Origin of the sequence: Marinoscillum sp., from assembly GCF_040222955.1 — a bacterium.
GTDB lineage: Bacteria > Bacteroidota > Bacteroidia > Cytophagales > Cyclobacteriaceae > Marinoscillum.
In genome coordinates, this window is record NZ_JAVKCA010000013.1 from 1 (window position 1) to 20,311 (window position 20,311).

A 20,311-nucleotide genomic window follows, 5' to 3' on the forward strand; every position below is an offset into this window, starting at 1 on the left:
CAGCTTTCCGAAGAACATGAAGCAGTTCCAGAAAGACTTTAAGAAGAGCCGGGACACCGACAAGGACGCCTATTACCTCTTCCTGATTCCTGGTTCGGGTGCCCGGGCAGGCTTCATGCCCTTCAAACGGCAGTATGGCTACATCTGGACAGGATCCACCGGCGACTTGCCCCGCACGATTGCCCATGAGCTGGCCCATGGCGCCTTCAGGCTGCGGCATACCTTCAGCCCCGAAGCCTTCATTGCTACCCAGGGCTCCACTGACAACCTGATGGACTATTCATCTTCCGGGGCAGGTTCTTCCGGAGCCACCCACCTGTACAAACACCAATGGGACAATGTACACAACCCCGAGGGTGTGACCAGCTGGCTGCAGGATGATGAGGAGGGGGCCTACTACGATCCTACCTACAGCGATATATGGGCAGCCAACCTGCTAGGTATGATGTGTGCCAAAAGCATGGGGCAAAACGAGGTTGAAATCAAAGTTGATTATGCTGTCAGCACCAGTGAAGTAACCTATGGCAAACGTGGTGGTGTTCGCTTTGAAATAAATGATATCCAAATAGATATTAAGGTAGATGAGCTTCCCTCTCAGGGAAGTTACACAGTAGACATTGGTTCGAAACAGACAAGCACTTCAGGTGGTAAGACCCTGTTTTCATATACGTTATCAGAAACAGGCAATAAACTATCTTTTATAGTGGATGAGACCAGCTCACCCTCTTTGTCCACGTGGCTGACCTCCCCACCACAAAGCTTGTTCCAGGCATTGGTGGACAACGTGTCATCTACTGAAGGCAATGCAGCTTACAGTGCCCTCACAAGATTACCTCAGTGTGCCTATGAACTGATAACGGCAGCTAGCCGGGTACAATACATCGACTGGATGGTTAATGGCGAATGGATGACTAACGAACATCAGGAAGAGTTGATCATCAGGTTATTAGAAGAAGTTCCGTACCATCAGGTTGCCGAGCTGGTCATGGGTCTTGAAGGCTACGGCGACTGGGAAGGGCTTTTTGAAAGCTTTGATAACATCTCTACCCATCAGGGATTGTTTCGATCGATCATGAAACTCTATCAGTCCTCAACTACCGAAGAAGAGCAGAAAGAGATCAAGGCAGTTTTTGATTTTAACATGCTCAATCATACTTCTGCATCGTTGGATTACATTTCCGTAGCAGAAGTAAGCTATGAAGCAGGGCAGCTCGACTTTACAAGGGCAATCAGTACGGCTTCATGGACACCTTATGGTCTTCAAAATATTCAACAATCTTCCACCCTTCATGCCCGGGTTGGTTTGTTCGATCCAGTATTGGTCATTGTCAATGATGATCATGAAAACCTTGGATTACAGCTAGGAACTGAACTTAAGAGTCTTCCAGCCATATTAGCTGCTTTCTTCATTGAGAAGAAAAATTCAGAAACTAACAAACATCTGGCTTCTACAGGGCTTGATATTGCATTGCTTGCTGTTGGGGTGGGTGAAGTTAGTGCAGCAATCAAGGCATATCAGACTGCAAGAACTGTCCGAACACTTTTCCGCTTGACGTTGGCCGTTTCGGATTTTGCGGTATCGTTTACCGACCTGGCTTGTCAATCTGACGACTCAGAGCTTTGTAATGAATGGAGAGAAGTTAGCTTTTACATCCAAATTGGATTGCTAACGGTCAATGCCGCTGATGGGCTGGAAAGTTTGATGAGGAGGACAAATAGTTTTTCAAATCTAGGTAAGACGTTGACTTTCAAACCTACGTGGATTCCGAATAGAACCATCGTTGGGGATTTGGAAAATCCAAAAGGTTTGATTGGAGTTTACCGCAAGAGTCTTCCAGACGGCACGCTTGTGGATGACACCCAAAGGGCTTTGGCCGATCTGGACTTTCCTGAAACGTATGCATCCGATTTTACCACTGCATCAAAGGACGGTTACAAAATGCTCAACACCAATGAGTGGTACTACCGGATGGATGAGCCTGCATTCTGGGATGACTTTAACAAACCCTGGCTAGACAAGCTTACTGGTGATAAAGCGGATATAGTGGTACTCAGTGACCCAAATAATGATTTGTTAAAGTATCAATTAAATCCAGATTTTTCATTCAAAACAATCAATGGCCAAAGACTTAAAAGTGGTTTTGGAAAAGAAATAGACTATATGGAAGATTTAGTAAATAAAGGAGCTTATGAATGGGATAGTGTGAATGGGGTTTACAAGTATGTAGGGGATTGATCTATTTATCAATCAAATCAATCAATTCAAAGTAGTCTACCGACCTGTATTTGGTTACATTGTTTTCCACAAATAATACCAGCTTGTCAGGTTGAATTTGCCCCTCATATTCTAAAACACCCGCAGCGACAGGTATTCTCAATGAGATTATATTGTTCTTCTTTTCAAAAGTACCTCTGTTAAAATAGGCATCTCTATTTTCTCTATAAAACCAATTATTAAGGCTTTGATTAGAGTTATTGTTACAACTTATTACAGTGCCATCATCATAAAACCTCATGAAATCCCAATAAAAAGAATATTCTACATGTCCTGCATGCCATTCTGCGGTTACTTTTTTGAGGGATTGATATAGTTTGTTGTATTGGAGCATAGAGCCTGTAAGTTAGTTAGAAGTCTATAAAAAAATCCTCTATTAGCACATCCTCACGTGTACCGGCAGAGGCTACATAAAACTATAAATACAAAATTTTTAAATCTTCCAGCGGGAGACTTGAATGTAATAATGTTGAGTGTCTCCTGACACTCGCCATTCCAAGGAGCTGGTTCCAATCAGTTGATAGACTTGATAACATTTTTAATTGATGCATTACGAAAAGATTTCCAATAAGACATTGACAATAGGGGAAGTAAAAATTTTTTGTTCAAAAAATTCTGTTCTCGATCAAATAATAGAAACAGCAAATAGGGTAATATTTAATATTTATCCTTCAGAAGAAGGAATAGATTGGAATGATATGGACAGTCATTTTTTATGGCGAGAAAGAGTAAGAGAAAACCCCCAATTACTATTTGCTTATGATTTTTCAGGTAGGTTAATGTGGAAGTTTCCTTCAAAAAATGTCACTGGGTTCGAGTCCGAAGTTCCTGAACTAAAAAAGGAAGCTGATTTCGCGACTCCTGAACATTATCAAAAGTATGTAGGAAAGTACAAAGGCAAAGAATTGTTGATTGTATATGCTGGTGATTTCCAGTATCGAGTAGATGCTGAATCAGGAGAAATATACGGCAAATCAATAACACGTTAAAATCTCACCTCCTCTCGTAAGCACTGCTTCCGTGAAGTTTATTGACGATTATTTCGACTCCTTTGATTATTGTGATCAAAGTTTAGGAACCCTCCGCCCTTGTTGGTCTTGTGACCAACAAGCGAGATACGGGTGCAATCCACAAATTCCCATCAATTAGAGACTGGCCGACTCCAAAATCCTGTAAAGGCAGGATGATTTTCATTTGCTCTGGACTACGAGTATTCTTCAGCGCAAGTGACAAACTGCGGAGCGTGTGCCCCATCAACCCTGAGCCCGAACACCACAAACCGAGGCCCATAGAATTTATTTTTATAAGCATCGGTTGAGCTTTTTATAGCATAGAATTTTTTTTCATGCGCATGGGTTGAGGAAACTTTAGGTCTGTTTTTCCCGGCTTGGCAGACAACCCTCCCTGACTAATGTCATTCCCATACCTGAGGCTGGTTATTTTAAGATGATGAAGTTCAATAGAACTTTGATTGATGGTAAGTCCAGTAAGTATTCGCTAAGTTTGATTAGGAACCAATCTAGACCCAATTATGGATTCAACGCTCTCTACAGCATTTTCACTCTTAGGCATCGGCATGATCACCGTATTTGTGGTGTTGCTGCTGGTGGTCATTACGGGCAACCTGCTGATCAGGGTTGTCAACAGGCTGGCTCCTGTGCCGGCAGATGATCAATTGGAAAAGACACGACTGGCAGCCATCACCGCGGCGGTCAGCATCTTCACAGAAGGCAAGGGACACGTGACTCGGGTAGAAAAATTAAATTAATATATCATGGCAAAGGAAATAGGGCTTGGCCTTGTCTATAGGGACATGTGGCAATCTTCCGGTAAGTATGTTCCCCGGGTAGATCAGCTGATCAGGGTAGCAGAACCCATTGTAGAAATGGGTTGCTTTCGCCGGGTAGAAACGAATGGTGGCGGGTTTGAGCAGATCAACCTCCTGTATGGTGAAAACCCCAACAGATCGGTAAGGGACTGGACCCAGCCTTTCAATGAAGCGGGCATACAAACGCACATGCTGGAGCGCGGACTGAATGGCCTTCGCATGTATCCTGTTCCGAGAGATGTGCGCAGGTTAATGTTTAAATTAAAAAAACTGCAAGGCACGGATATCTCCAGGTCATTTGACGGCCTCAATGATACGCGAAACCTTAAGCTCTCCATCGATTATGCCAAAGAGGGGGGAATGATTGCACAAACAGCCCTGTGCATTACCCACTCCAGGCTACATACGGTAGACTATTACCTACAAATGGCCGAAGAGCTGATGGCCATGGGAGCCGAAGAAATTTGCATCAAAGACATGGCCGGAATAGGTCGTCCGGCCTCCATGGGTAAGCTGGTGGCAGGCATCAAAGCGCTTAATAAGGACATTCCGGTGACTTACCACGGCCACTCTGGTCCCGGCTTCTCGGTGGCATCTTCACTGGAGGCTGCCAGAGCTGGCGCAGACTTTATTGACGTGGGGATGGAACCGCTTTCATTTGGTACCGGTCATGCCGACCTGCTCACGGTACATGAGGTGCTCCGAGATGCGGGCTTTAGCCTTCCGGACATCAACATGAAAGCCTACATGCAGGCACGATCACTCACTCAGGAGTTTATAGATGATTTTTTGGGGTATTATATCAACCCCAAAAACAGGCTGATGAATGCCTTGCTGATAGGCCCCGGTTTGCCCGGAGGTATGATGGGCAGTTTGATGTCGGACCTGGAAAACAACCTCAAAGGCCTGAATAAATGGAAAGAGAAAAACAACCAGGCCCCACTCACTCAGGATGATTTACTCATTAAGTTGTTTGAAGAAGTGCAGGAGATTTGGCCCAAAATGGGTTATCCTCCGCTGGTAACTCCCTATAGCCAGTATGTGAAAAATGCGGCACTGGTCAATGTCATGCAAATGGAAAAAGGCAAGGATCGCTGGTCGCTCCTCGACGACAATACCTGGGACATGCTCCTGGGGAAATCAGGAAGGGTGCCTGGAGAGCTGGCCCCCGAACTGAAGAAACTGGCCAATGCGCAGGAGAGATCGTTTTTCGAAGGAGACCCGCAGGACTTGCAACCCGACGCTTTGGAGGATTTCCGCAAGAAAATGGAGGAACTTGGCTGGGATACCGGGCAGGATGATGAAGAGCTTTTTGAGTATGCCATGCATCCCCAGCAGTATGAAGCTTATAAGTCAGGCAAAGCCAAGAGTGACTTTGAGGCAGACCTGGCTAAGCGTAGGGCAGAAAGTGTGACCGGACCAGGAGCCTCCGCTCCAGCCACTAAACCCACTACTTTGGATGTGGATGTGGATGGTCAAAAGTTCAGGGTGTCCATTAGCTACAGTGGTGATGGAGGAGTCTCCGAAAAGCCCTCAGCCGCAGGGAGCCAGGCGGCTTCCAATGGTGTATCCCATGAAATCATTGCACCACTGGAGGGTAAGATCTTTATGACAAAAGATGCTGGACAAAAGCCCCTGAAAGTGGGTGATGCGGTGAAGAAAGGAGATGTAGTCTGCTACATAGAGGCGATGAAAGTAACCAACGCAGTGAAATCAGACAACGACGGAGTGGTGCAGGAGATCCTGGTGCGGGAAGGTGACGATGTGTATGATGATGATGTCTTGTTTAAACTGAACTAGAATTGGAACTTTTAGAGAAACTTTACCAGATGACGGCCATCCAGGATATTGTGGATGCGCCTCAGATTTTACTCATGATATTCATCGCCTTCTTTTTGCTTTACCTGGGCATCAAGAAGCAATACGAGCCGTTGCTGCTGGTTCCTATTGCCTTTGGAATGTTGATCGCCAATTTTCCGGGCGGTCAGATGGGCGTGGAGAAGATTGATGAAAACCTGACACTCTACCAGATAGCCAGGGATCATGGCATTATGAACTTTGTCTATTATTCGCTGATAAAGACTGGGTTTCTACCACCAATTATTTTCCTTGGAGTAGGAGCATTGACTGATTTCGGGCCGATGCTTCGCAACCTGCGATTGGCCTTTTTCGGTGCCGCGGCGCAAATTGGGATTTTCACTGTTTTGATTTCTGCAGTGGCAATTGGATTTACGCTGAAAGAATCCGCAGCACTCGGTATCATTGGTGGAGCTGATGGCCCCACAGCTATCTACACAACGATCAAGCTCGCACCCCACCTGTTGGGTCCCATTGCCATTGCGGCCTATTCTTACATGGCGCTGGTACCTGTAATCATTCCATTTGTGGTTCGGCTCACTACCAATAATAAGGAACTTCTGATCAACATGAAACAGCAGGATAAGCTATATCCATCCAAGCGCCCAATCAAGGACCTTCAGACGTTGAAAATACTTTTTCCCATTGGCGTGGGCACCATCGTAGCGCTGCTTGTGCCATCCTCCGTGCCGTTGATTGGCCTGTTGATGTTTGGAAATCTGGTGAAGGAAATAGGCGTTTCTACAGGTCGTCTACATAAGGCTGCATCAGACACCATTTTGAATGCCGCGACCATCTTTTTGGGGCTGGCAGTAGGAGCCACCATGACCGCCAAAGCTTTTTTGAATATGGAAACCATCCTGATTATAGTGGGTGGATTCATCGCGTTTGCCATCTCTATCGCCGGGGGCATCTATGCTGTGAAAGTCTATAACCTCTTTGCCAAAAAGAAGATCAACCCTCTGATAGGGGCTACAGGTTTGAGTGCTGTGCCCATGGCTTCACGTGTGGCCAATGAGATTGCGCTGAAGCATGATCCCAATAATCATTTGCTGCAATATGCCATGGCCAGTAATATTTCAGGAGTCATAGGCTCCGCAGTGGCGGCGGGTGTGCTGATTTCATTTTTAGGGTAATTTATTTGTAACCCTTTGTTTCGCTTACCGTATATTGCTTGTACATACAATTATGACTGAAGGAAAATCCATATTTTGTGACTGCCTGTATTTTTCGGCAAATTCTCTGGCCAGAAACCTGACCAGGCTGGCTGAAGAATCATTTGCTCCCACGGGGTTGGCGCCTTCTCATGCCTTTGCATTGATGGCCATCAACAGGGTGCCCGGTGTTTCTCCATCAGAAGTAGCAAAGGAAATGCACATGACCCCCTCAACCATTACCAGGTTTTTGGATAAGCTGGAAAAAAAGGGACTCATTCAGCGAATATCCGAGGGAAAATCGAGCAGACTGCATCCTACACAAAAGGGTGCTGAACTGAATGATGATTTGGAGAACGCCTGGCGCCATTTACTGAGTGAGTACAATGCTGTTTTGGGTGAGAAGGCCGCCGCAGGTTTGTCCGGAGTGGTTTATGATGCAAGTGAACTGCTCAAGGAGTAATTTTTTATAATTTAAATTAGTTGTACAAGCAATAATAAATAGTAAATGAAGAAGATTGGAATTTTTGGATCAGGAAGCGTCGGGACGACACTTGCTGACGGATTTGTGGCCTTAGGTCACGAAGTGAAAATTGGGACGAGAGACGCCGCTAAGCTGGATGATTGGAAAGCGGCTGCCGGACCTCTTGCTTCGGTCGGCTCCTTCGATGAGGTGGCTAAGTTTGGAGAGATCCTTGTGCTGGCAGTGAAGGGTGTTGCTGCCGAAGGAATCCTCCGGGAGATTGGCGAGGCAATTTTGTCAGGGAAGGTTATTATAGATGCTACCAACCCCATTGATGATAAAGCAGCCCCGGAGGACGGTGTGCTCGCATTTTTCACAGACCTGAGAAAATCTTTAATGGAGCATCTCCAGGAGGCATTCCCAAGTGCTCATTTTGTGAAGGCATTTAATAGTGTGGGGGCTCACTTAATGGTCAATCCTGATTTTGGAGACCAGAAGCCCTCTATGTTCATAGCGGGTAATAACCCGGAAGCCAAGGCGGAGGTCTCTGATGTATTGGTGAAGTTTGGCTGGGAAGTGGAGGACATGGGTAAAGCGGCTGCAGCCAGGGTGATAGAGCCGCTGTGTATTCTGTGGTGTATTCCTGGGTTTTTGGAGAACAGGTGGTCACATGCCTTTAAATTATTAAAGCAGTAAATCAGAGTCCCTTTCTGAACGGGGAAGATTATTGGATGGGATGAACGAAAAATAAGTGGTATGTTGTAATTTTAATTCCATGAAAAAATGGATTAAACGTATCGCTTATTTTTTAATTATTGGATTGGTAATCATTCAGTTTTTCCCCGGAGAGAAGCCGGCTGTCAGCGCTGATAACCCAGGAGATATTCACAACGAAGTGCTGGTGAATGCGGAAGTAAGTGGTATTCTGAAGGCGGCGTGTTACGATTGCCATTCTAATGAAACCAAATATCCCTGGTATGCCAGTGTGGCACCAGTCTCATGGCTGGTCATACATGACACCAACGAGGGTAGAGATGAGCTGAACTTTTCAGAGTGGGCAACATACTCTGCGAAGAGGAAGCACCACAAACTGGAAGAAGTGATAGAAATGGTGGAAGAGGGAGAAATGCCGCTGCCCATTTACAACGTCACTCACCCGGAAGGTCGCCTTACGGATGCTCAAATAGAAGCATTGATAAGTTGGGCTAAAGAGCGCATGGGAGAAATTACTCTTTAGGCGCGGTTATACGCTTTCTCAGTTTGACCGGGTTTCTTTTCTTGCGCATTTTCATGTTGAGCATTTCCACTACCAGGGAAAAGAATACCGCAAAGTAAATATATCCTTTGGGTACGTGATAGTGGAGCGCTTCTACCATCAGCATAAAGCCAATAAGGATCAGAAACGATAGTGCCAATATCTCCAATGTGGGATGCTGGCCAATGAAGTCACTGATCTTCTTAGAAAAAATCATCATAATGCCTATAGAAATGACCACCGCGATGATCATGAGGAGTATTTCTTCGGTGAGCCCAATGGCGGTGAGAATGGAATCAAACGAAAAGATGATGTCCAGCAGAATAATCTGAACGATCGTGCCCGTAAAAGACCGTACCGCTTTATCGCTTTCGTGACCTTCTTCACCCTCCATTTTGTGATGGATTTCCAGGGTACTCTTGAAGAGGAGAAAGAGCCCTCCAGCCAGCAAAATCAAATCTCTGCCCGAGATCTCTATATCGAATACAGTAAACAAGGGCTCTGTAAAGGTAATGATCCAGGTGATTCCTAAAAGTAGCCCGACACGAAACACCAGAGCCAGGGTCAAACCTAGTGATCTTGCTTTCCCTTGCTTTTCCTGGGGCAACTTATTGGTGACGATGGAGATGAATATGATGTTATCAATGCCCAGAACCACTTCCAAAAAGGTAAGGGTAAGTAGGGCAATCCATGCTTCTGGTTGAAGAAATATTTCCATGGGGGAAATATAATTAATCAGGAAAAGGCCACCTACAATAAGCTTTAATTTTCCGGTCGGATGGTGGATGCAGCTTCAGCTGAGTCCTGAACTGTCTGATACTCCAGACCAAGTGGGATGGCAAACCATGTAGCTACCGGCTCTCCATTAGCGGTGGCTGGTTTCCAGTGTGGCATACTTGTTACCAGTTCAATGATTTTATGTTCCAATGCCGGTTGTTCAAGTGCTTTCACACTTATTTCAACCGGCCTGCCGGTCTGATCAATCATAAAATTAACGGTTGTTTTGGCGCTTGTTACAGGATACTTACCTGTTTTCAGTATTTCATGAATACCCGCATTGAAGAAAGCATATAAGCTGTCTATTCCCACGGCAGGGTATGCTTGGGTATACTCCGTGGGTGTGAAGGCAGCATTTTCTTTCTCCTGAACCGGTTCACCTTCAGGCTTGTCGTTTGCGACCGGCATCACCACTTCGGGATGAGAAGCTCGAGGGGCATTATCGGGGATTTTCACTATGCTCATGGGTGCCACGAAAGGGCCAGTCTCTGACGAAAAAGGTGTTGTATGATTATTCGGAATTGGGGGCTCCGTTGCGGGTTGATTAAAGAAGATCACGGTGAGCACCCCTATTCCCATAATGGATGCGGTGGTGGCCTGGCGCCAGACTTTTACGGTGAACTTTCGCTGCTGCGCCCGACGAACCAGCCGGTCAAAATCTCTGGAGGAATCGGAGAGAAATACCGGTTCTTCAGGGTTCCATATTATTTTCCTGTCATTGCTCATACCTTCTCCATTAGTTCTGTTCTAAGTTTTTCCAGCAACCTGTACGTCTTCTTTTTTGCATTTTCATGAGTCATGCCCAATACCTGCCCTACTTCTTCAAATTTGAGCCCCTGATAAAACCGGAGTTCCAGCAGGGTGAGGTCTTTTTCCTTTTGTTTGAGGAGTATTTTTTCCAGCCGCTCAAGCACTTCATGATCTCCTGGCACTTCAAAAAGATGAAGAGGTTCTACTAAGGTGTTCCTGTCAAATAGGAAATTCTCTTTTTTAGTTTTCCTAAAATGCATCCTGATTTCATTCAGGGCTATTTTATAGAGCCATGGAGAGATGGAATGTCCTGAGGGCCGGAAAAGGTTAATTTTGGTAAGTGCTTTGAAGAAAACGTCTGAAGTGATTTCTTCAGCCAGGGCAGTGTTGCCGATTTTTTTGGCCACGTACCCAAGGATTTGGCCATAGTATTTTTGGTAAAGGGGCCGGAAAGCACCCGGCTCCTTTTTACTGGCTTCTATCAACGCTAATTCTTCTTCCCTGGTCATGTCAGGAGGTTAGTGATCCCTGTTGAAAAAGTAAATATCGGAGAAAAAATAGGTGGAGTCCTCGTTGTAAAACTCATTGGTAAGGGAGAGCTGATCAGGATCAGACCAATTGACCTGAAATATGCCGTAAATTAAAGTGTTGGCTCCCAAGTCGATGGCGAAGGTGGCTGTATCCAGCATTTCGTAGGAATATTTACCGTAGAGGTTATCAGGGGCATTTTCATTGTAGAAAAAGACCGAGTCCGGGGTGCACTTCATGCTTCCGATGAAGAATTGCTGGCTGGAAAAATAGTCTTCTGTGCTACACTCATTGGCAGGCATCTGACAAAATGTGTGTTTCTCCATTTGGGTAGTCCAATCACCCTGAATGGAGTAGGTGGAAGCTTCAGGGTCCTCAGTGCCATTTTGAGTAGTGGTGTCCACTTCCTGTTCGGAGGGTGTAGCGTCCGGGACAGGGGTGTCACTATCTGTGCAGGCATACAGTAGAACAAAGGTGGTAATGAATAAGATCGTTCTCATAGGGTTCAATTTTAAATTGTTTAACCCTACAATGCCACGGCCATAGAAAAGGGACATTCTGAAATAAAAAAAGGTGACCGATAGTCAGTCACCCTTTCAAATTCCTTGCGGCACACTGTGTACGCTTTTTATAAGTTAAATGCGCCTTTTACCTGGTTGATGTAATCCAGTTTTTCCCAGGTAAAAGTCTCGAAAGTCATAGACTTGGTTTCTCCTTCGCCGTTGGTGAAACTGCGGGTTACGGTTTCCGACTTTCTGCCCATGTGGCCGTAGGCAGCGGCATCCAGGTACATTGGAGTTCTCAGTTTCAGTCGGGTCTCTATTCCATAAGGCGTCATGTCAAAGATCTCCTCTACTTTTCTGGCAATCTCTCCGTCCGTAAGGTCTACATTGGAAGTACCATAGGTATCAATGAAAATTCCCATAGGCTCCACCACCCCAATAGCATAAGAAACCTGTACCAATACTTCTTTACAAACACCAGCGGCTACCAGATTTTTGGCAATGTGTCGTGTGGCGTAGGCAGCCGATCTGTCCACTTTAGAAGGGTCTTTGCCAGAGAAGGCTCCGCCTCCATGGGCACCCTTACCACCATAAGTATCTACAATGATTTTGCGGCCAGTGAGTCCAGCGTCACCGTGAGGTCCGCCTATTACAAATTTTCCGGTAGGGTTGATGTGGTATTTGATGTCATCAGTAAATAACTTCTGAAGTTCCGGGCTTAGCTGCGCCTTCACCTTTGGGATGAGGATACTGATAATATCTTTTTTGATTTTCTCCAGCATTTTGGCCTCTTCATCAAAATCATCATGCTGTGTGGACACTACAATGGCCACTATTTTTACCGGCTGATTGTCGTCAGAATATTCTATAGTCACCTGCGACTTGGCGTCAGGTCTCAGATAAGTGATTTCATCATTGGACCTCCTGAGTGCGGCAAGTTCTCTGAGAATGCGGTGAGAGATGTCCAGAGCCAAAGGCATGTAATTTTCAGTCTCATCAGTGGCATAGCCGAACATCATGCCCTGATCACCAGCACCCTGTAGCTTAGGATCTTGCCTGTCTACGCCCTGATTGATATCTGGTGACTGTTCGTGAATAGAAGATAGAATGCCGCATGAGTTGGCCTCAAACATGTATTCCGACTTGGTGTAGCCTATTTTCCTAATCACATCCCGTGCGAGCTGCTGTACGTCCAGATAAGTTTTGGATTTTACTTCTCCGGCCAGTACCACCTGTCCGGTAGTTACCAGGGTTTCGCAGGCTACTTTGGATTGCGGGTCAAAAGCCAAAAAGTGATCAACTAGTGCATCAGAAATCTGATCGGCAATTTTGTCCGGGTGCCCTTCAGACACGGACTCAGAGGTAAATAGGTATGACATAAATCTATTTTCTTAAAAGGGAGCAAATTTAGGATTTTCAGCGAATTATCAGAAGGTTTTATGAGAAATGACCAATGCTGAACACAGACGGTATTTTATGCAAATCCTTTTTCTGTTTTCTCCACGCCGCGATGGTTTGCGTTTTGATAAATTCATGTTGTCCGAATATATCTGCTGCAATGTTCAAATAGACATGATGTGAAAGGGTGTCTACAAGATCGGATATCAGGCTCATGTTGCGGAAAGGTGTTTCCATAAATACCTGCGTGTACCCGGTGGAGTTGAGTTGCTGCTCCAGATCCTTTATGGCTTTCAGGCGCTCAGCTTTTTGGATGGGCAAATAACCATGAAATGTAAACTGCTGACCGCTGAATCCTGAACTGGTAACTGCTGTTTGAATAGATGACGCCCCGGGAAGAGGAATGACCCGCAGACCGTTTCGATGCGCAAAAGTCACAGCCAGTTGGCCAGGATCGGCCAGTCCCGGAAGACCAGCTTCTGAGATGACTCCAACATCTTTTCCTGCGATTACCGGAGCCATGTATTGGCTGATTTCGGATGGGGTTGATTTCTTATCCAATACCTCAAATGCCAGGGTGCTGATGTCCAGACCAAGCTTGAGGCTACTGATAAACCTGCGTGCTGTCCGTACGTTCTCTACCAGGAAATAGTCGGTGTTTTTGATGACGTCCAGCACCAGGGGTGCCAGAAATGAAGCCTCATGATGATCGGAGAGGTAGGTGGGGATAAGAAAAACGGAGCCTTTTTGCATGAATGTTTTATTGTTGAAGAAATTCTACTACCAATGCCTTTAATTCCTCGGGCTTTTCGGCGTGCACCCAATGTCCGGCATCCCCGACCATCTCTATAGTTGCCTGAGGGAAATGTTTCAGGATCGTCTGATGATCTTTTTGCTGAATGTAATCACTTTTGGATCCTCCGATGAAGAGGGTTTTTTTATTGAAAGTTTGCCCATCAGTAAGGCCCCTACCCAACGTTTCGATGTTTTGTTCGATCGCCTCCAGGTTAATTTTCCAGGCAAATTGGTTATCATCATTGCGGGTAAGGTTCTTTAAGATAAACTGCCTTACTCCGAACTCTTTTACCTTTTCGGCCATTTGCTGATCAGCTTCCTTGCGACTTTCAATACGCTGAAGGTCAATTGAGTGAAACCCTTCAAATATTTGCTGGTGATGCGGAGGGTAATAGATGGGTGCAATGTCCACCACAATCAATTTTTCCACCCGATCGGGATAAGTTACCGCAAAATTCATGGCGGTTTTACCCCCCATCGAATGTCCTAAAATGGAAATGGTCTGAAGCCCTTCGCCGTCCATCAGCTCCTGCAGATCTGAGGCCATCACTTCATAATTCATTTCGCCGCTGTGTGAAGAGTTGCCGTGGTTTCTTTGATCGATCAGATAGACTGTGAAGTGTTCGGCAAACTCCTTCCCAAGGGTTTGCCAGTTATCTGAGGAACCGAATACTCCATGCAAGACAAAGAGCGGGGAGCCAGACCCTAATTTTCTGTAGTTTAGTTTCATGTGTTATTCAATAAACTCATTGTAGCTGACGCAGATACATCTGAATGGTGTTTTCTAGCCCGTAGTATAAAGCATCACAAACCAGTGCATGCCCTATGGAGACTTCATCCAGGTATGGAATGTTTGTTTTTAAATATTTCAGGTTGTCCAAATCCAGGTCATGTCCGGCATTCAATCCCAGCCCTAGCTTTTGGGCTTCCTGGGCTGCTACTACATAACCAGCCACTGCCCCGGCTTTGTCGCGGGCAAACTCTGCGGCATAAGGTTCTGTATATAGTTCGATTCTGTCAGCGCCTATTGTTTTGGCACCTGCCACCATTTTTATATCAGGATCCACAAATACGGATGTGCGCACCCCCCAGCTTTGTATGGTACGGATGATTTCAGTAAGCTGCTTTTGATGCTGAACCGTATCCCACCCGGCATTGGAAGTGAGCACATCCGGACCGTCTGGCACCAGAGTGGCTTGCGCGGGCCGAACTTTTTTGATGATTTCCATATACCTGTCATCCGGATATCCTTCTATGTTAAATTCCGTTTTCACAACCCGTGCGAGTTGCATGACGTCATCATATCGGATGTGTCGTTCATCCGGGCGAGGGTGTACCGTGATGCCCTGAGCGCCAAAGCGCTCACAGTCAAGAGCTACCTGGATTACGTCAGGATTATTCCCCCCCCGAGCGTTGCGAAGGGTTGCAATTTTGTTGATGTTTACGCTAAGTTTGGTCATAGTTGTTACACTGAATCCGAAGCAAATTTGTTTATAAAAAATAGATTATGAGTTTAAAAACGAAAATAGAAGCCGAAATAAAGCAGGCCATGTTGAATAAAGACAAGGAAAGACTGACCCCTCTCCGAGCCATCAAAGCGCTTATCCTTTTGGCTGAATCAGAAAAAGGTGGTGGTGATGGAATCTCGGAGGATGTGGAGTTGAAACTGCTGACGAAGGCCGCTAAACAACGAAAGGACTCATTGGCCATTTACCGTGAACAAAACAGGGAGGATCTGGCTGCAAAAGAAGAAAGTGAGCTGGCTGTCATAGAAGAATTTTTGCCGAAGCAAATGACCGAAGAGGAGCTTGAACAGAGTCTGAAGGAGATCATCGCTCAGGTGGGTGCAGCCGGGCCACAGGATATGGGCAAGGTGATGGGGGTGGCCACCAAAAAATTTGCCGGTGTGGCTGACGGAAAGACCGTGTCAATATTGACCAAGAAGTTATTGAGCTAAACTGTGAATTATTTGGACATTTTTTTTCTGGTGGTGTTCGTTATTGGGGGCATCAAAGGCTACATGAAGGGCTTTATCATTGAAATCTTCTCGTTTTTCGCCTTTTTTGTGGGATTGTTTGTGGCCATTGAACTCACCATACCCGTTGCCAATCGTTTTTTTGATTCCAGTGACTATTATCAGCTGCTCACGGTGGGGGTTTTTGTCGTTCTTTTTCTGATCGCTGTGCTATTGATCAATCTGGCTGCAAAAATTATCAAGAAGGCTGTGGACCTTACTTTCATGGGTTTCTTTGATAACATACTTGGAGCCCTGGCCGGAATTTTCAAGTGGGCATTTATCGTGAGTGTTTTCTTTTGGGTGTTTGATTCCATAGGTGTACATCTACCTTCCGAACAGTCAGACGGATCACTGATTTTCCCGTATATAGAGAGCATCGGCCCGAGAACCTTCGAATGGATTTCGAAAGTGCTTCCATTTTTGGAGGACATGATTGATTCCTTGAAAAATATTGGCGAGAAAGGGAAGGCAGTTTATACCTTTTTGTAAATTCTTTTGTTTATTTATACAAGATGCATATTAAAGAACAAGACGGTTTTAGATTTATAGATGAGGGAGAAGGTGAAGTCTTGCTGTTGCTGCATGGGCTTTTCGGGGCTTTGAGCAATTGGGATGGAGTTGTTCAGCGATTTTCTGCCAACTACAGAGTGATCATCCCCCTGCTACCTATATATACCATGCCCGTACGAGAAGCAGGGTTGGATACCCTCAATAAGTTTGTGGAGGATTTTGTGGAGAAGCAAAATTTAAGCGGTCTCAATATTATAGGAAATTCGCTTGGAGGCCACATCGGTTTAATTTTCACTCTGAAAAATCAGGAGAAGGTAAATTCACTGATCCTCACCGGGAGTTCCGGTTTGTTTGAGAATTCCATGGGAGGATCTTATCCGAAAAGAGGGTCTTATGAATACATTCAGGAGCGGGTGGCCTATACTTTTTATGACCCAAAGACCGCCACTAAGGAGCTGGTGGATGAGGTGTTTGAAACGACTAAGAGTATTCCCAAGGCATTGCGCATTGTGGCCATAGCCAAATCTGCTCAGCGCCATAACATGGCCGATGATATTCCAAACATAAAAGTACCCACCTTGTTGATATGGGGACTGAACGACACGATTACACCCCCTTATGTGGGTCATGAGTTTGATCGCTTGATTCCAAACACAACGCTCAGGTTCATTGATAAGTGCTGTCATGCACCGATGATGGAGCGTCCGGAGGAGTTTAATGAGATTTTAGAAACATTTTTGATGAAAGAAGTGGCCGTATGATCGCCAAAGACCTGATAAACTATATGATTCCTCCACTGAAGCCTCAGGATGAGATATCCAAGGCCAAACAGTGGATGGATGAGTTGCGCTTATCAGAGTTGCCGGTGGTGGAAAGTGGCCTTTTTCTGGGTTTGATTGACGAAGAGCTGTTACTCAATGACGAATTGAGGTATCCGGCTGTGGGAGATTATCCACTCGTAGGCCAGCAGTGCGTGGTTCATGCCGGAAATCACTACTATGATGTGCTCAAAACCTCTGGATTGGAGGGCTTCAGGATAGTAGCTGTGATCGACGAGCTCAATCAGTATTTGGGAGTGGTTTCTATTGAAGATGTGGTAGAGGCCTTTGCCCAAAACTCATCTGTGAACACCCCCGGTGCCATACTGGGTCTGCGGCTCAAGTTGCACGATTATTCCCTTGCGGAAATCAGTCGGATCATAGAATCTAACGAAGCGAAGATTTTGAGTAGTTACCTTAGTCCACATTCCATAGAGCCTGGAGAACTCAATCTCACATTGAAAATCAATAAGGAAGAAATCACCCATATTGTGGCTTCACTGGAGCAGCATGGCTTTTATGTGGAAAATTCCTATAACATGCGAGACTCCAGCTACGAAGAGAAGGAGCGGATCGATATTTTGATGAAGTACCTAAAAATATAGATGGCATGAGGAAAATTGCCATCCATGGGCGCAGAATATCCCCGGATTCTGCCAGTTACGTTCGCGATATAGTTAAGATCATCGAGTCAAACGGGCGGGAAATATTTGTGAGCCCGGAAATGTCCGCCATTCCTGAGTCTAAGGAGATATTCAAGAACTACCCTCATTATATCCCGGGCAAAGATATGGACACGTTTGAGGCTGTTTTCAGTTTGGGAGGTGACGGAACCTTGCTCGATACACTCACTCATGTAGGATCTTCGCAGCTTCCCATACTCGGAATCAATCTGGGGAGGCTGGGTTTTCTTGCTGTTATTTCAAGGGAAAATATTCGGGATGCGCTCACAGCTTACTTCGCAGGGCAGTTTATTTATGAGGATCGTTCCCTCCTGGCTTTGGAAACAGATGTGCCGTTATTTGACGGTAAAAATTATGCGCTGAATGAATTTGCGATTTTAAGAAAAGACACTTCCTCCATGATTGTGGTGAAATGCTATTTGGATGGAGAATTTCTCAATACCTACTGGGCGGATGGATTGATGATTGCCACCCCTACAGGTTCTACAGGTTATTCCCTGAGTTGCGGGGGTCCGGTCATTATGCCCAATACCCACAATTTTATCATTACACCCGTCAGCCCACACAACTTGAATGTGCGGCCTTTGATCATTTCAGAGGATAGCGAGTTGGCCTTTCGGGTGGAGTCCAGCAACCAGTCCTATCAGGTTTCTTTGGATTCCAGGTCGGAATCCATCGATGATCAAATAGAATTCAGAATTAAAAAGGCGCCATTTACCACACGACTAATTAAGGTGGAGGGGAGTTCTTTTTTGGATACTTTAAGAAATAAGTTAACCTGGGGCTTGGATAAGAGAAATTAACTTAATATTTCTAGAAGTAATCCACTTGGAATATTATCTTTAAATTTGGGTTCTCTTACTAAAAGACTAATGAAAGGCAAAATTTTACTATCTCTCGGCTTGGTTCTCCTGTTTTTATTCGCGACAATAGACGCTGAGGCGCAAAGGAGGAACAAATACCGCAAGAGAAAAAACAAGAATAAATCCATCTCTAAGTACCATGGAGGTTCAGTTGGGGGAAAATTCAGGCCCTATAGTTTCCTTTCAGGCAACATTAATGCACTCAACTATTATGGTGACCTGGCTCCCGTGAACAAGGCGGCCAGTACCGATGTTTCCTTTACTCAGCCGGGTTTCGGAGTAAATGTGGGGCATAAGTTTTCACCTTATGCTGCAGTGAGAGCTGGTTTTAACTACGGAAGACTTAAAGGAGACGATATCACATCGGATCCCGCTGAAGGTCAGTCGTATCCTCGATATTTGAGAAATCTGAGCTTCCGTAATGATATCAAGGAATTTCAAATGGGCTTCGAGATTTTCCTTCTTCCAAACTATGGAGGCCCGAACGTAAGGCCGCCTTTCAATGTATACCTTTTCGTAGGGGGTGCGGTATTTCATCATGAGCCGAAGGGCCTTGTGCCTGATATGGACTATACGACCGGTGGCACAGAAGTCGCACCTAATGCAGGTGAGTGGGTGAAACTAAGGAAATTGGGTACCGAAGGGCAATTATTGGATGGGAGTGACGTTAAGCAATACAGTCCGTTTCAACTCTCGATTCCGTTGGCTCTTGGGGCTACTTTCAGGTTGCCAGGTCCATTTGATGTTGGGTTGGAATTGGGATACAGATATTTGTTTACAGACTATATAGATGACGTGAGTACCAACTACGTTCCCTTTGATCAATTTGACGATCCACTTGCCAGGATCATGTCCGATAGAAGTGCAGAACCTGTAGCCGCATGGAGTGGTGTTGATAGGAGTGGAGTTCAAATAGCCAGCGGCACGATGTCCGATGGTAATACCTACTATGCCGCCGGAGATGTTGGTGGTGGGCTGGTTTCATCCGGAGATGCCATTAGAGGAAACGCCAAGGATAACGACATGATGTTTATGACTACTCTTAAAATTATCTGGATCGTTGGCAAAACAGGCTCATCAGCAAAATTCAGATAGCCCTTGGGTAAATACAAACTCATTTTCCTTTTTTTACTGCCCCTCTCTCTTTCTGCCCAGTTTGTAGAGTTTGGAGGAGGTTTGGGGGTCAGTCACTATACTGGTGATCTGAATGGAGTGCCGAGGCTGGATCAGAGCAAGCTGGCAGGAACAGGAATCTATCGACTCAACTTTTCGGATATAGTAAGCTTCAAATTTGCCTTTACTGCCGGGAGTATTTCCGGGAATGATCGTCGACCTGTTGATGCGCTTGGAGAAAATCGCCAATATGAGTTTAAGCACAATTTTCTGGAGTTAAGTGGGGTGTTTGAATACCATTTCATGAGCTACCGATCCGAAAAGTATAAAAACAAATGGTCGCCCTATGCTTTCTTCGGACTGGGGTTTGTTAAGCTTAACAATACTTCTACAGCATATGAAGACTATCAGCGTGTACAACCTGTACTCCCAATGGGTGGAGGGGTCAAGTACATGCTAAGCAAGCGGCTTACCCTGGCGGGTGAACTTGGTGCACGCAAGACTTTTTTCGACTACCTCGATGGGATATCAGATGGGGATCAAAGTATCAAAAACTATCAGTATGGTAATCCCAATGACAAGGATTGGTACTTTTATTCAGGGATCAGTCTTACCTATGTGCTCTATAAGATTCCCTGCCCTTTCCCCTATATCCCAAACAAATCTATCCTCAACCGTATAAGGGCCTATTAAGCGTTAAAAAATGTTTAATCATTCATCGTTA

The 20,311-nt window shown here is 45.4% G+C and carries 24 protein-coding genes; 15 read left to right on the plus strand and 9 right to left on the minus strand.

Annotation, left to right across the window (positions count from 1 at the left end):
- The coding region (locus RIH33_RS12330) for a hypothetical protein (protein WP_406658711.1) at positions 1 to 2,236 on the plus strand (2,236 nt) is incomplete at its 5' end.
- A 1-nt stretch (position 2,237) separates the two neighbouring features.
- On the opposite strand, the gene RIH33_RS12335 is transcribed toward RIH33_RS12330, so the two are convergent.
- Entirely contained in the window at positions 2,238 to 2,609 is a 372-nt protein-coding gene (locus tag RIH33_RS12335; protein WP_406651095.1) for a hypothetical protein, read from the minus strand.
- 211 nt (positions 2,610 to 2,820) lie between these two features.
- Here RIH33_RS12335 and RIH33_RS12340 point away from each other — a divergent pair, with 211 nt between their 5' ends.
- The 7 genes from RIH33_RS12340 to RIH33_RS12370 all read left to right on the plus strand — a co-directional run bounded on the left by RIH33_RS12340 (position 2,821) and on the right by RIH33_RS12370 (position 8,814).
- Positions 2,821 to 3,264, plus strand: a complete 444-nt coding sequence (locus tag RIH33_RS12340) for a hypothetical protein (protein WP_406651096.1) — start codon at positions 2,821 to 2,823, stop codon at positions 3,262 to 3,264.
- A gap of 542 nt (positions 3,265 to 3,806) precedes the next feature.
- Positions 3,807 to 4,043, plus strand: a complete 237-nt coding sequence (locus RIH33_RS12345; RefSeq protein WP_406651097.1) for a hypothetical protein — start codon at positions 3,807 to 3,809, stop codon at positions 4,041 to 4,043.
- A 6-nt stretch (positions 4,044 to 4,049) separates the two neighbouring features.
- Positions 4,050 to 5,903, plus strand: coding sequence for a biotin/lipoyl-containing protein (locus RIH33_RS12350; RefSeq protein ID WP_406651098.1), 1,854 nt, complete (start codon positions 4,050 to 4,052; stop codon positions 5,901 to 5,903).
- 2 nt (positions 5,904 to 5,905) lie between these two features.
- The gene (locus RIH33_RS12355; RefSeq protein WP_406651099.1) at positions 5,906 to 7,096 is read left to right on the plus strand and encodes a sodium ion-translocating decarboxylase subunit beta; all 1,191 of its coding nucleotides are present in this window, start codon (positions 5,906 to 5,908) and stop codon (positions 7,094 to 7,096) included.
- A gap of 52 nt (positions 7,097 to 7,148) precedes the next feature.
- Positions 7,149 to 7,577, plus strand: a complete 429-nt coding sequence (locus RIH33_RS12360; protein ID WP_406651100.1) for a MarR family winged helix-turn-helix transcriptional regulator — start codon at positions 7,149 to 7,151, stop codon at positions 7,575 to 7,577.
- A gap of 45 nt (positions 7,578 to 7,622) precedes the next feature.
- The gene (locus RIH33_RS12365) at positions 7,623 to 8,273 is read left to right on the plus strand and encodes an NADPH-dependent F420 reductase (RefSeq protein ID WP_406651102.1); all 651 of its coding nucleotides are present in this window, start codon (positions 7,623 to 7,625) and stop codon (positions 8,271 to 8,273) included.
- Between the two features lie 79 nt (positions 8,274 to 8,352).
- Positions 8,353 to 8,814: a heme-binding domain-containing protein gene (locus RIH33_RS12370; RefSeq protein ID WP_406651103.1), complete on the plus strand. Its 462-nt coding sequence runs from the start codon at positions 8,353 to 8,355 to the stop codon at positions 8,812 to 8,814.
- Here RIH33_RS12370 and RIH33_RS12375 read toward each other — a convergent pair.
- The 8 genes from RIH33_RS12375 to RIH33_RS12410 all read right to left on the minus strand — a co-directional run bounded on the left by RIH33_RS12375 (position 8,804) and on the right by RIH33_RS12410 (position 15,043).
- A complete protein-coding gene (locus RIH33_RS12375; protein WP_406651104.1) occupies positions 8,804 to 9,550 on the minus strand; it encodes a TerC family protein in 747 nt (248 codons plus the stop codon). The genes RIH33_RS12370 and RIH33_RS12375 overlap by 11 nt on opposite strands.
- Positions 9,551 to 9,594: 44 nt before the next feature.
- On the minus strand, positions 9,595 to 10,335 hold the full coding sequence (locus RIH33_RS12380; protein ID WP_406651105.1) for a hypothetical protein: 741 nt from the start codon (positions 10,333 to 10,335) through the stop codon (positions 9,595 to 9,597).
- Positions 10,332 to 10,868, minus strand: a complete 537-nt coding sequence (locus tag RIH33_RS12385; protein ID WP_406651106.1) for an RNA polymerase sigma factor — start codon at positions 10,866 to 10,868, stop codon at positions 10,332 to 10,334. The genes RIH33_RS12380 and RIH33_RS12385 overlap by 4 nt, the downstream gene beginning before the upstream one ends.
- 9 nt (positions 10,869 to 10,877) lie before the next feature.
- A complete protein-coding gene (locus RIH33_RS12390; RefSeq protein WP_406651107.1) occupies positions 10,878 to 11,387 on the minus strand; it encodes a hypothetical protein in 510 nt (169 codons plus the stop codon).
- A gap of 128 nt (positions 11,388 to 11,515) precedes the next feature.
- Entirely contained in the window at positions 11,516 to 12,769 is a 1,254-nt protein-coding gene (metK, locus tag RIH33_RS12395; RefSeq protein WP_406651108.1) for a methionine adenosyltransferase, read from the minus strand.
- A 58-nt stretch (positions 12,770 to 12,827) separates the two neighbouring features.
- Positions 12,828 to 13,541 (minus strand): SAM-dependent methyltransferase, encoded by a 714-nt coding sequence (locus RIH33_RS12400; protein WP_406651109.1) that lies wholly within the window; start codon positions 13,539 to 13,541, stop codon positions 12,828 to 12,830.
- A gap of 7 nt (positions 13,542 to 13,548) precedes the next feature.
- Entirely contained in the window at positions 13,549 to 14,313 is a 765-nt protein-coding gene (locus tag RIH33_RS12405) for an alpha/beta fold hydrolase (RefSeq protein WP_406651110.1), read from the minus strand.
- A 16-nt stretch (positions 14,314 to 14,329) separates the two neighbouring features.
- Entirely contained in the window at positions 14,330 to 15,043 is a 714-nt protein-coding gene (locus RIH33_RS12410) for a pyridoxine 5'-phosphate synthase (protein ID WP_406651111.1), read from the minus strand.
- Between the two features lie 47 nt (positions 15,044 to 15,090).
- On the opposite strand from RIH33_RS12410, the gene RIH33_RS12415 reads away from it, so the two are divergent.
- The 7 genes from RIH33_RS12415 (at position 15,091) to RIH33_RS12445 (ending at position 20,280) form a co-directional block, all read left to right on the plus strand.
- Positions 15,091 to 15,540 carry a GatB/YqeY domain-containing protein gene (locus tag RIH33_RS12415; protein WP_406651112.1) on the plus strand — a complete coding sequence of 150 codons (450 nt, stop codon included), beginning with the start codon at positions 15,091 to 15,093 and terminating at the stop codon, positions 15,538 to 15,540.
- A gap of 12 nt (positions 15,541 to 15,552) precedes the next feature.
- Positions 15,553 to 16,089, plus strand: coding sequence for a CvpA family protein (locus RIH33_RS12420; RefSeq protein WP_406651113.1), 537 nt, complete (start codon positions 15,553 to 15,555; stop codon positions 16,087 to 16,089).
- A 23-nt stretch (positions 16,090 to 16,112) separates the two neighbouring features.
- A complete protein-coding gene (locus RIH33_RS12425) occupies positions 16,113 to 16,871 on the plus strand; it encodes an alpha/beta fold hydrolase (protein ID WP_406651114.1) in 759 nt (252 codons plus the stop codon).
- Positions 16,868 to 17,533, plus strand: a complete 666-nt coding sequence (locus tag RIH33_RS12430) for a cbs domain containing protein (RefSeq protein WP_406651115.1) — start codon at positions 16,868 to 16,870, stop codon at positions 17,531 to 17,533. The genes RIH33_RS12425 and RIH33_RS12430 overlap by 4 nt, the downstream gene beginning before the upstream one ends.
- 5 nt (positions 17,534 to 17,538) lie before the next feature.
- The gene (locus RIH33_RS12435; protein ID WP_406651116.1) at positions 17,539 to 18,414 is read left to right on the plus strand and encodes an NAD kinase; all 876 of its coding nucleotides are present in this window, start codon (positions 17,539 to 17,541) and stop codon (positions 18,412 to 18,414) included.
- 69 nt (positions 18,415 to 18,483) lie between these two features.
- Entirely contained in the window at positions 18,484 to 19,569 is a 1,086-nt protein-coding gene (locus RIH33_RS12440) for a DUF6089 family protein (protein ID WP_406651117.1), read from the plus strand.
- 3 nt (positions 19,570 to 19,572) lie between these two features.
- Entirely contained in the window at positions 19,573 to 20,280 is a 708-nt protein-coding gene (locus RIH33_RS12445; RefSeq protein WP_406651118.1) for a DUF6089 family protein, read from the plus strand.
- Positions 20,281 to 20,311: the final 31 nt, after the last annotated feature.

What these genes read in the sequence shown, in the direction of transcription:
- RIH33_RS12340 (WP_406651096.1), top strand. Translation starts at nt 2,821, where the DNA reads ATGCATTACGAAAAGATTTCCAATAAGACATTGACAATAGGGGAAGTA.
- RIH33_RS12430 (WP_406651115.1), top strand. Translation starts at nt 16,868, where the DNA reads ATGATCGCCAAAGACCTGATAAACTATATGATTCCTCCACTGAAGCCT.
- RIH33_RS12345 (WP_406651097.1), top strand. Translation starts at nt 3,807, where the DNA reads ATGGATTCAACGCTCTCTACAGCATTTTCACTCTTAGGCATCGGCATG.
- RIH33_RS12385 (WP_406651106.1), bottom strand. Translation starts at nt 10,868, where the DNA reads ATGACCAGGGAAGAAGAATTAGCGTTGATAGAAGCCAGTAAAAAGGAG.
- RIH33_RS12405 (WP_406651110.1), bottom strand. Translation starts at nt 14,313, where the DNA reads ATGAAACTAAACTACAGAAAATTAGGGTCTGGCTCCCCGCTCTTTGTC.
- RIH33_RS12365 (WP_406651102.1), top strand. Translation starts at nt 7,623, where the DNA reads ATGAAGAAGATTGGAATTTTTGGATCAGGAAGCGTCGGGACGACACTT.
- RIH33_RS12380 (WP_406651105.1), bottom strand. Translation starts at nt 10,335, where the DNA reads ATGAGCAATGACAGGAAAATAATATGGAACCCTGAAGAACCGGTATTT.
- RIH33_RS12375 (WP_406651104.1), bottom strand. Translation starts at nt 9,550, where the DNA reads ATGGAAATATTTCTTCAACCAGAAGCATGGATTGCCCTACTTACCCTT.
- RIH33_RS12350 (WP_406651098.1), top strand. Translation starts at nt 4,050, where the DNA reads ATGGCAAAGGAAATAGGGCTTGGCCTTGTCTATAGGGACATGTGGCAA.
- RIH33_RS12425 (WP_406651114.1), top strand. Translation starts at nt 16,113, where the DNA reads ATGCATATTAAAGAACAAGACGGTTTTAGATTTATAGATGAGGGAGAA.
- RIH33_RS12415 (WP_406651112.1), top strand. Translation starts at nt 15,091, where the DNA reads ATGAGTTTAAAAACGAAAATAGAAGCCGAAATAAAGCAGGCCATGTTG.
- RIH33_RS12410 (WP_406651111.1), bottom strand. Translation starts at nt 15,043, where the DNA reads ATGACCAAACTTAGCGTAAACATCAACAAAATTGCAACCCTTCGCAAC.
- RIH33_RS12370 (WP_406651103.1), top strand. Translation starts at nt 8,353, where the DNA reads ATGAAAAAATGGATTAAACGTATCGCTTATTTTTTAATTATTGGATTG.
- RIH33_RS12390 (WP_406651107.1), bottom strand. Translation starts at nt 11,387, where the DNA reads ATGAGAACGATCTTATTCATTACCACCTTTGTTCTACTGTATGCCTGC.
- RIH33_RS12335 (WP_406651095.1), bottom strand. Translation starts at nt 2,609, where the DNA reads ATGCTCCAATACAACAAACTATATCAATCCCTCAAAAAAGTAACCGCA.
- RIH33_RS12360 (WP_406651100.1), top strand. Translation starts at nt 7,149, where the DNA reads ATGACTGAAGGAAAATCCATATTTTGTGACTGCCTGTATTTTTCGGCA.
- RIH33_RS12435 (WP_406651116.1), top strand. Translation starts at nt 17,539, where the DNA reads ATGAGGAAAATTGCCATCCATGGGCGCAGAATATCCCCGGATTCTGCC.
- RIH33_RS12440 (WP_406651117.1), top strand. Translation starts at nt 18,484, where the DNA reads ATGAAAGGCAAAATTTTACTATCTCTCGGCTTGGTTCTCCTGTTTTTA.
- RIH33_RS12400 (WP_406651109.1), bottom strand. Translation starts at nt 13,541, where the DNA reads ATGCAAAAAGGCTCCGTTTTTCTTATCCCCACCTACCTCTCCGATCAT.
- metK (WP_406651108.1), bottom strand. Translation starts at nt 12,769, where the DNA reads ATGTCATACCTATTTACCTCTGAGTCCGTGTCTGAAGGGCACCCGGAC.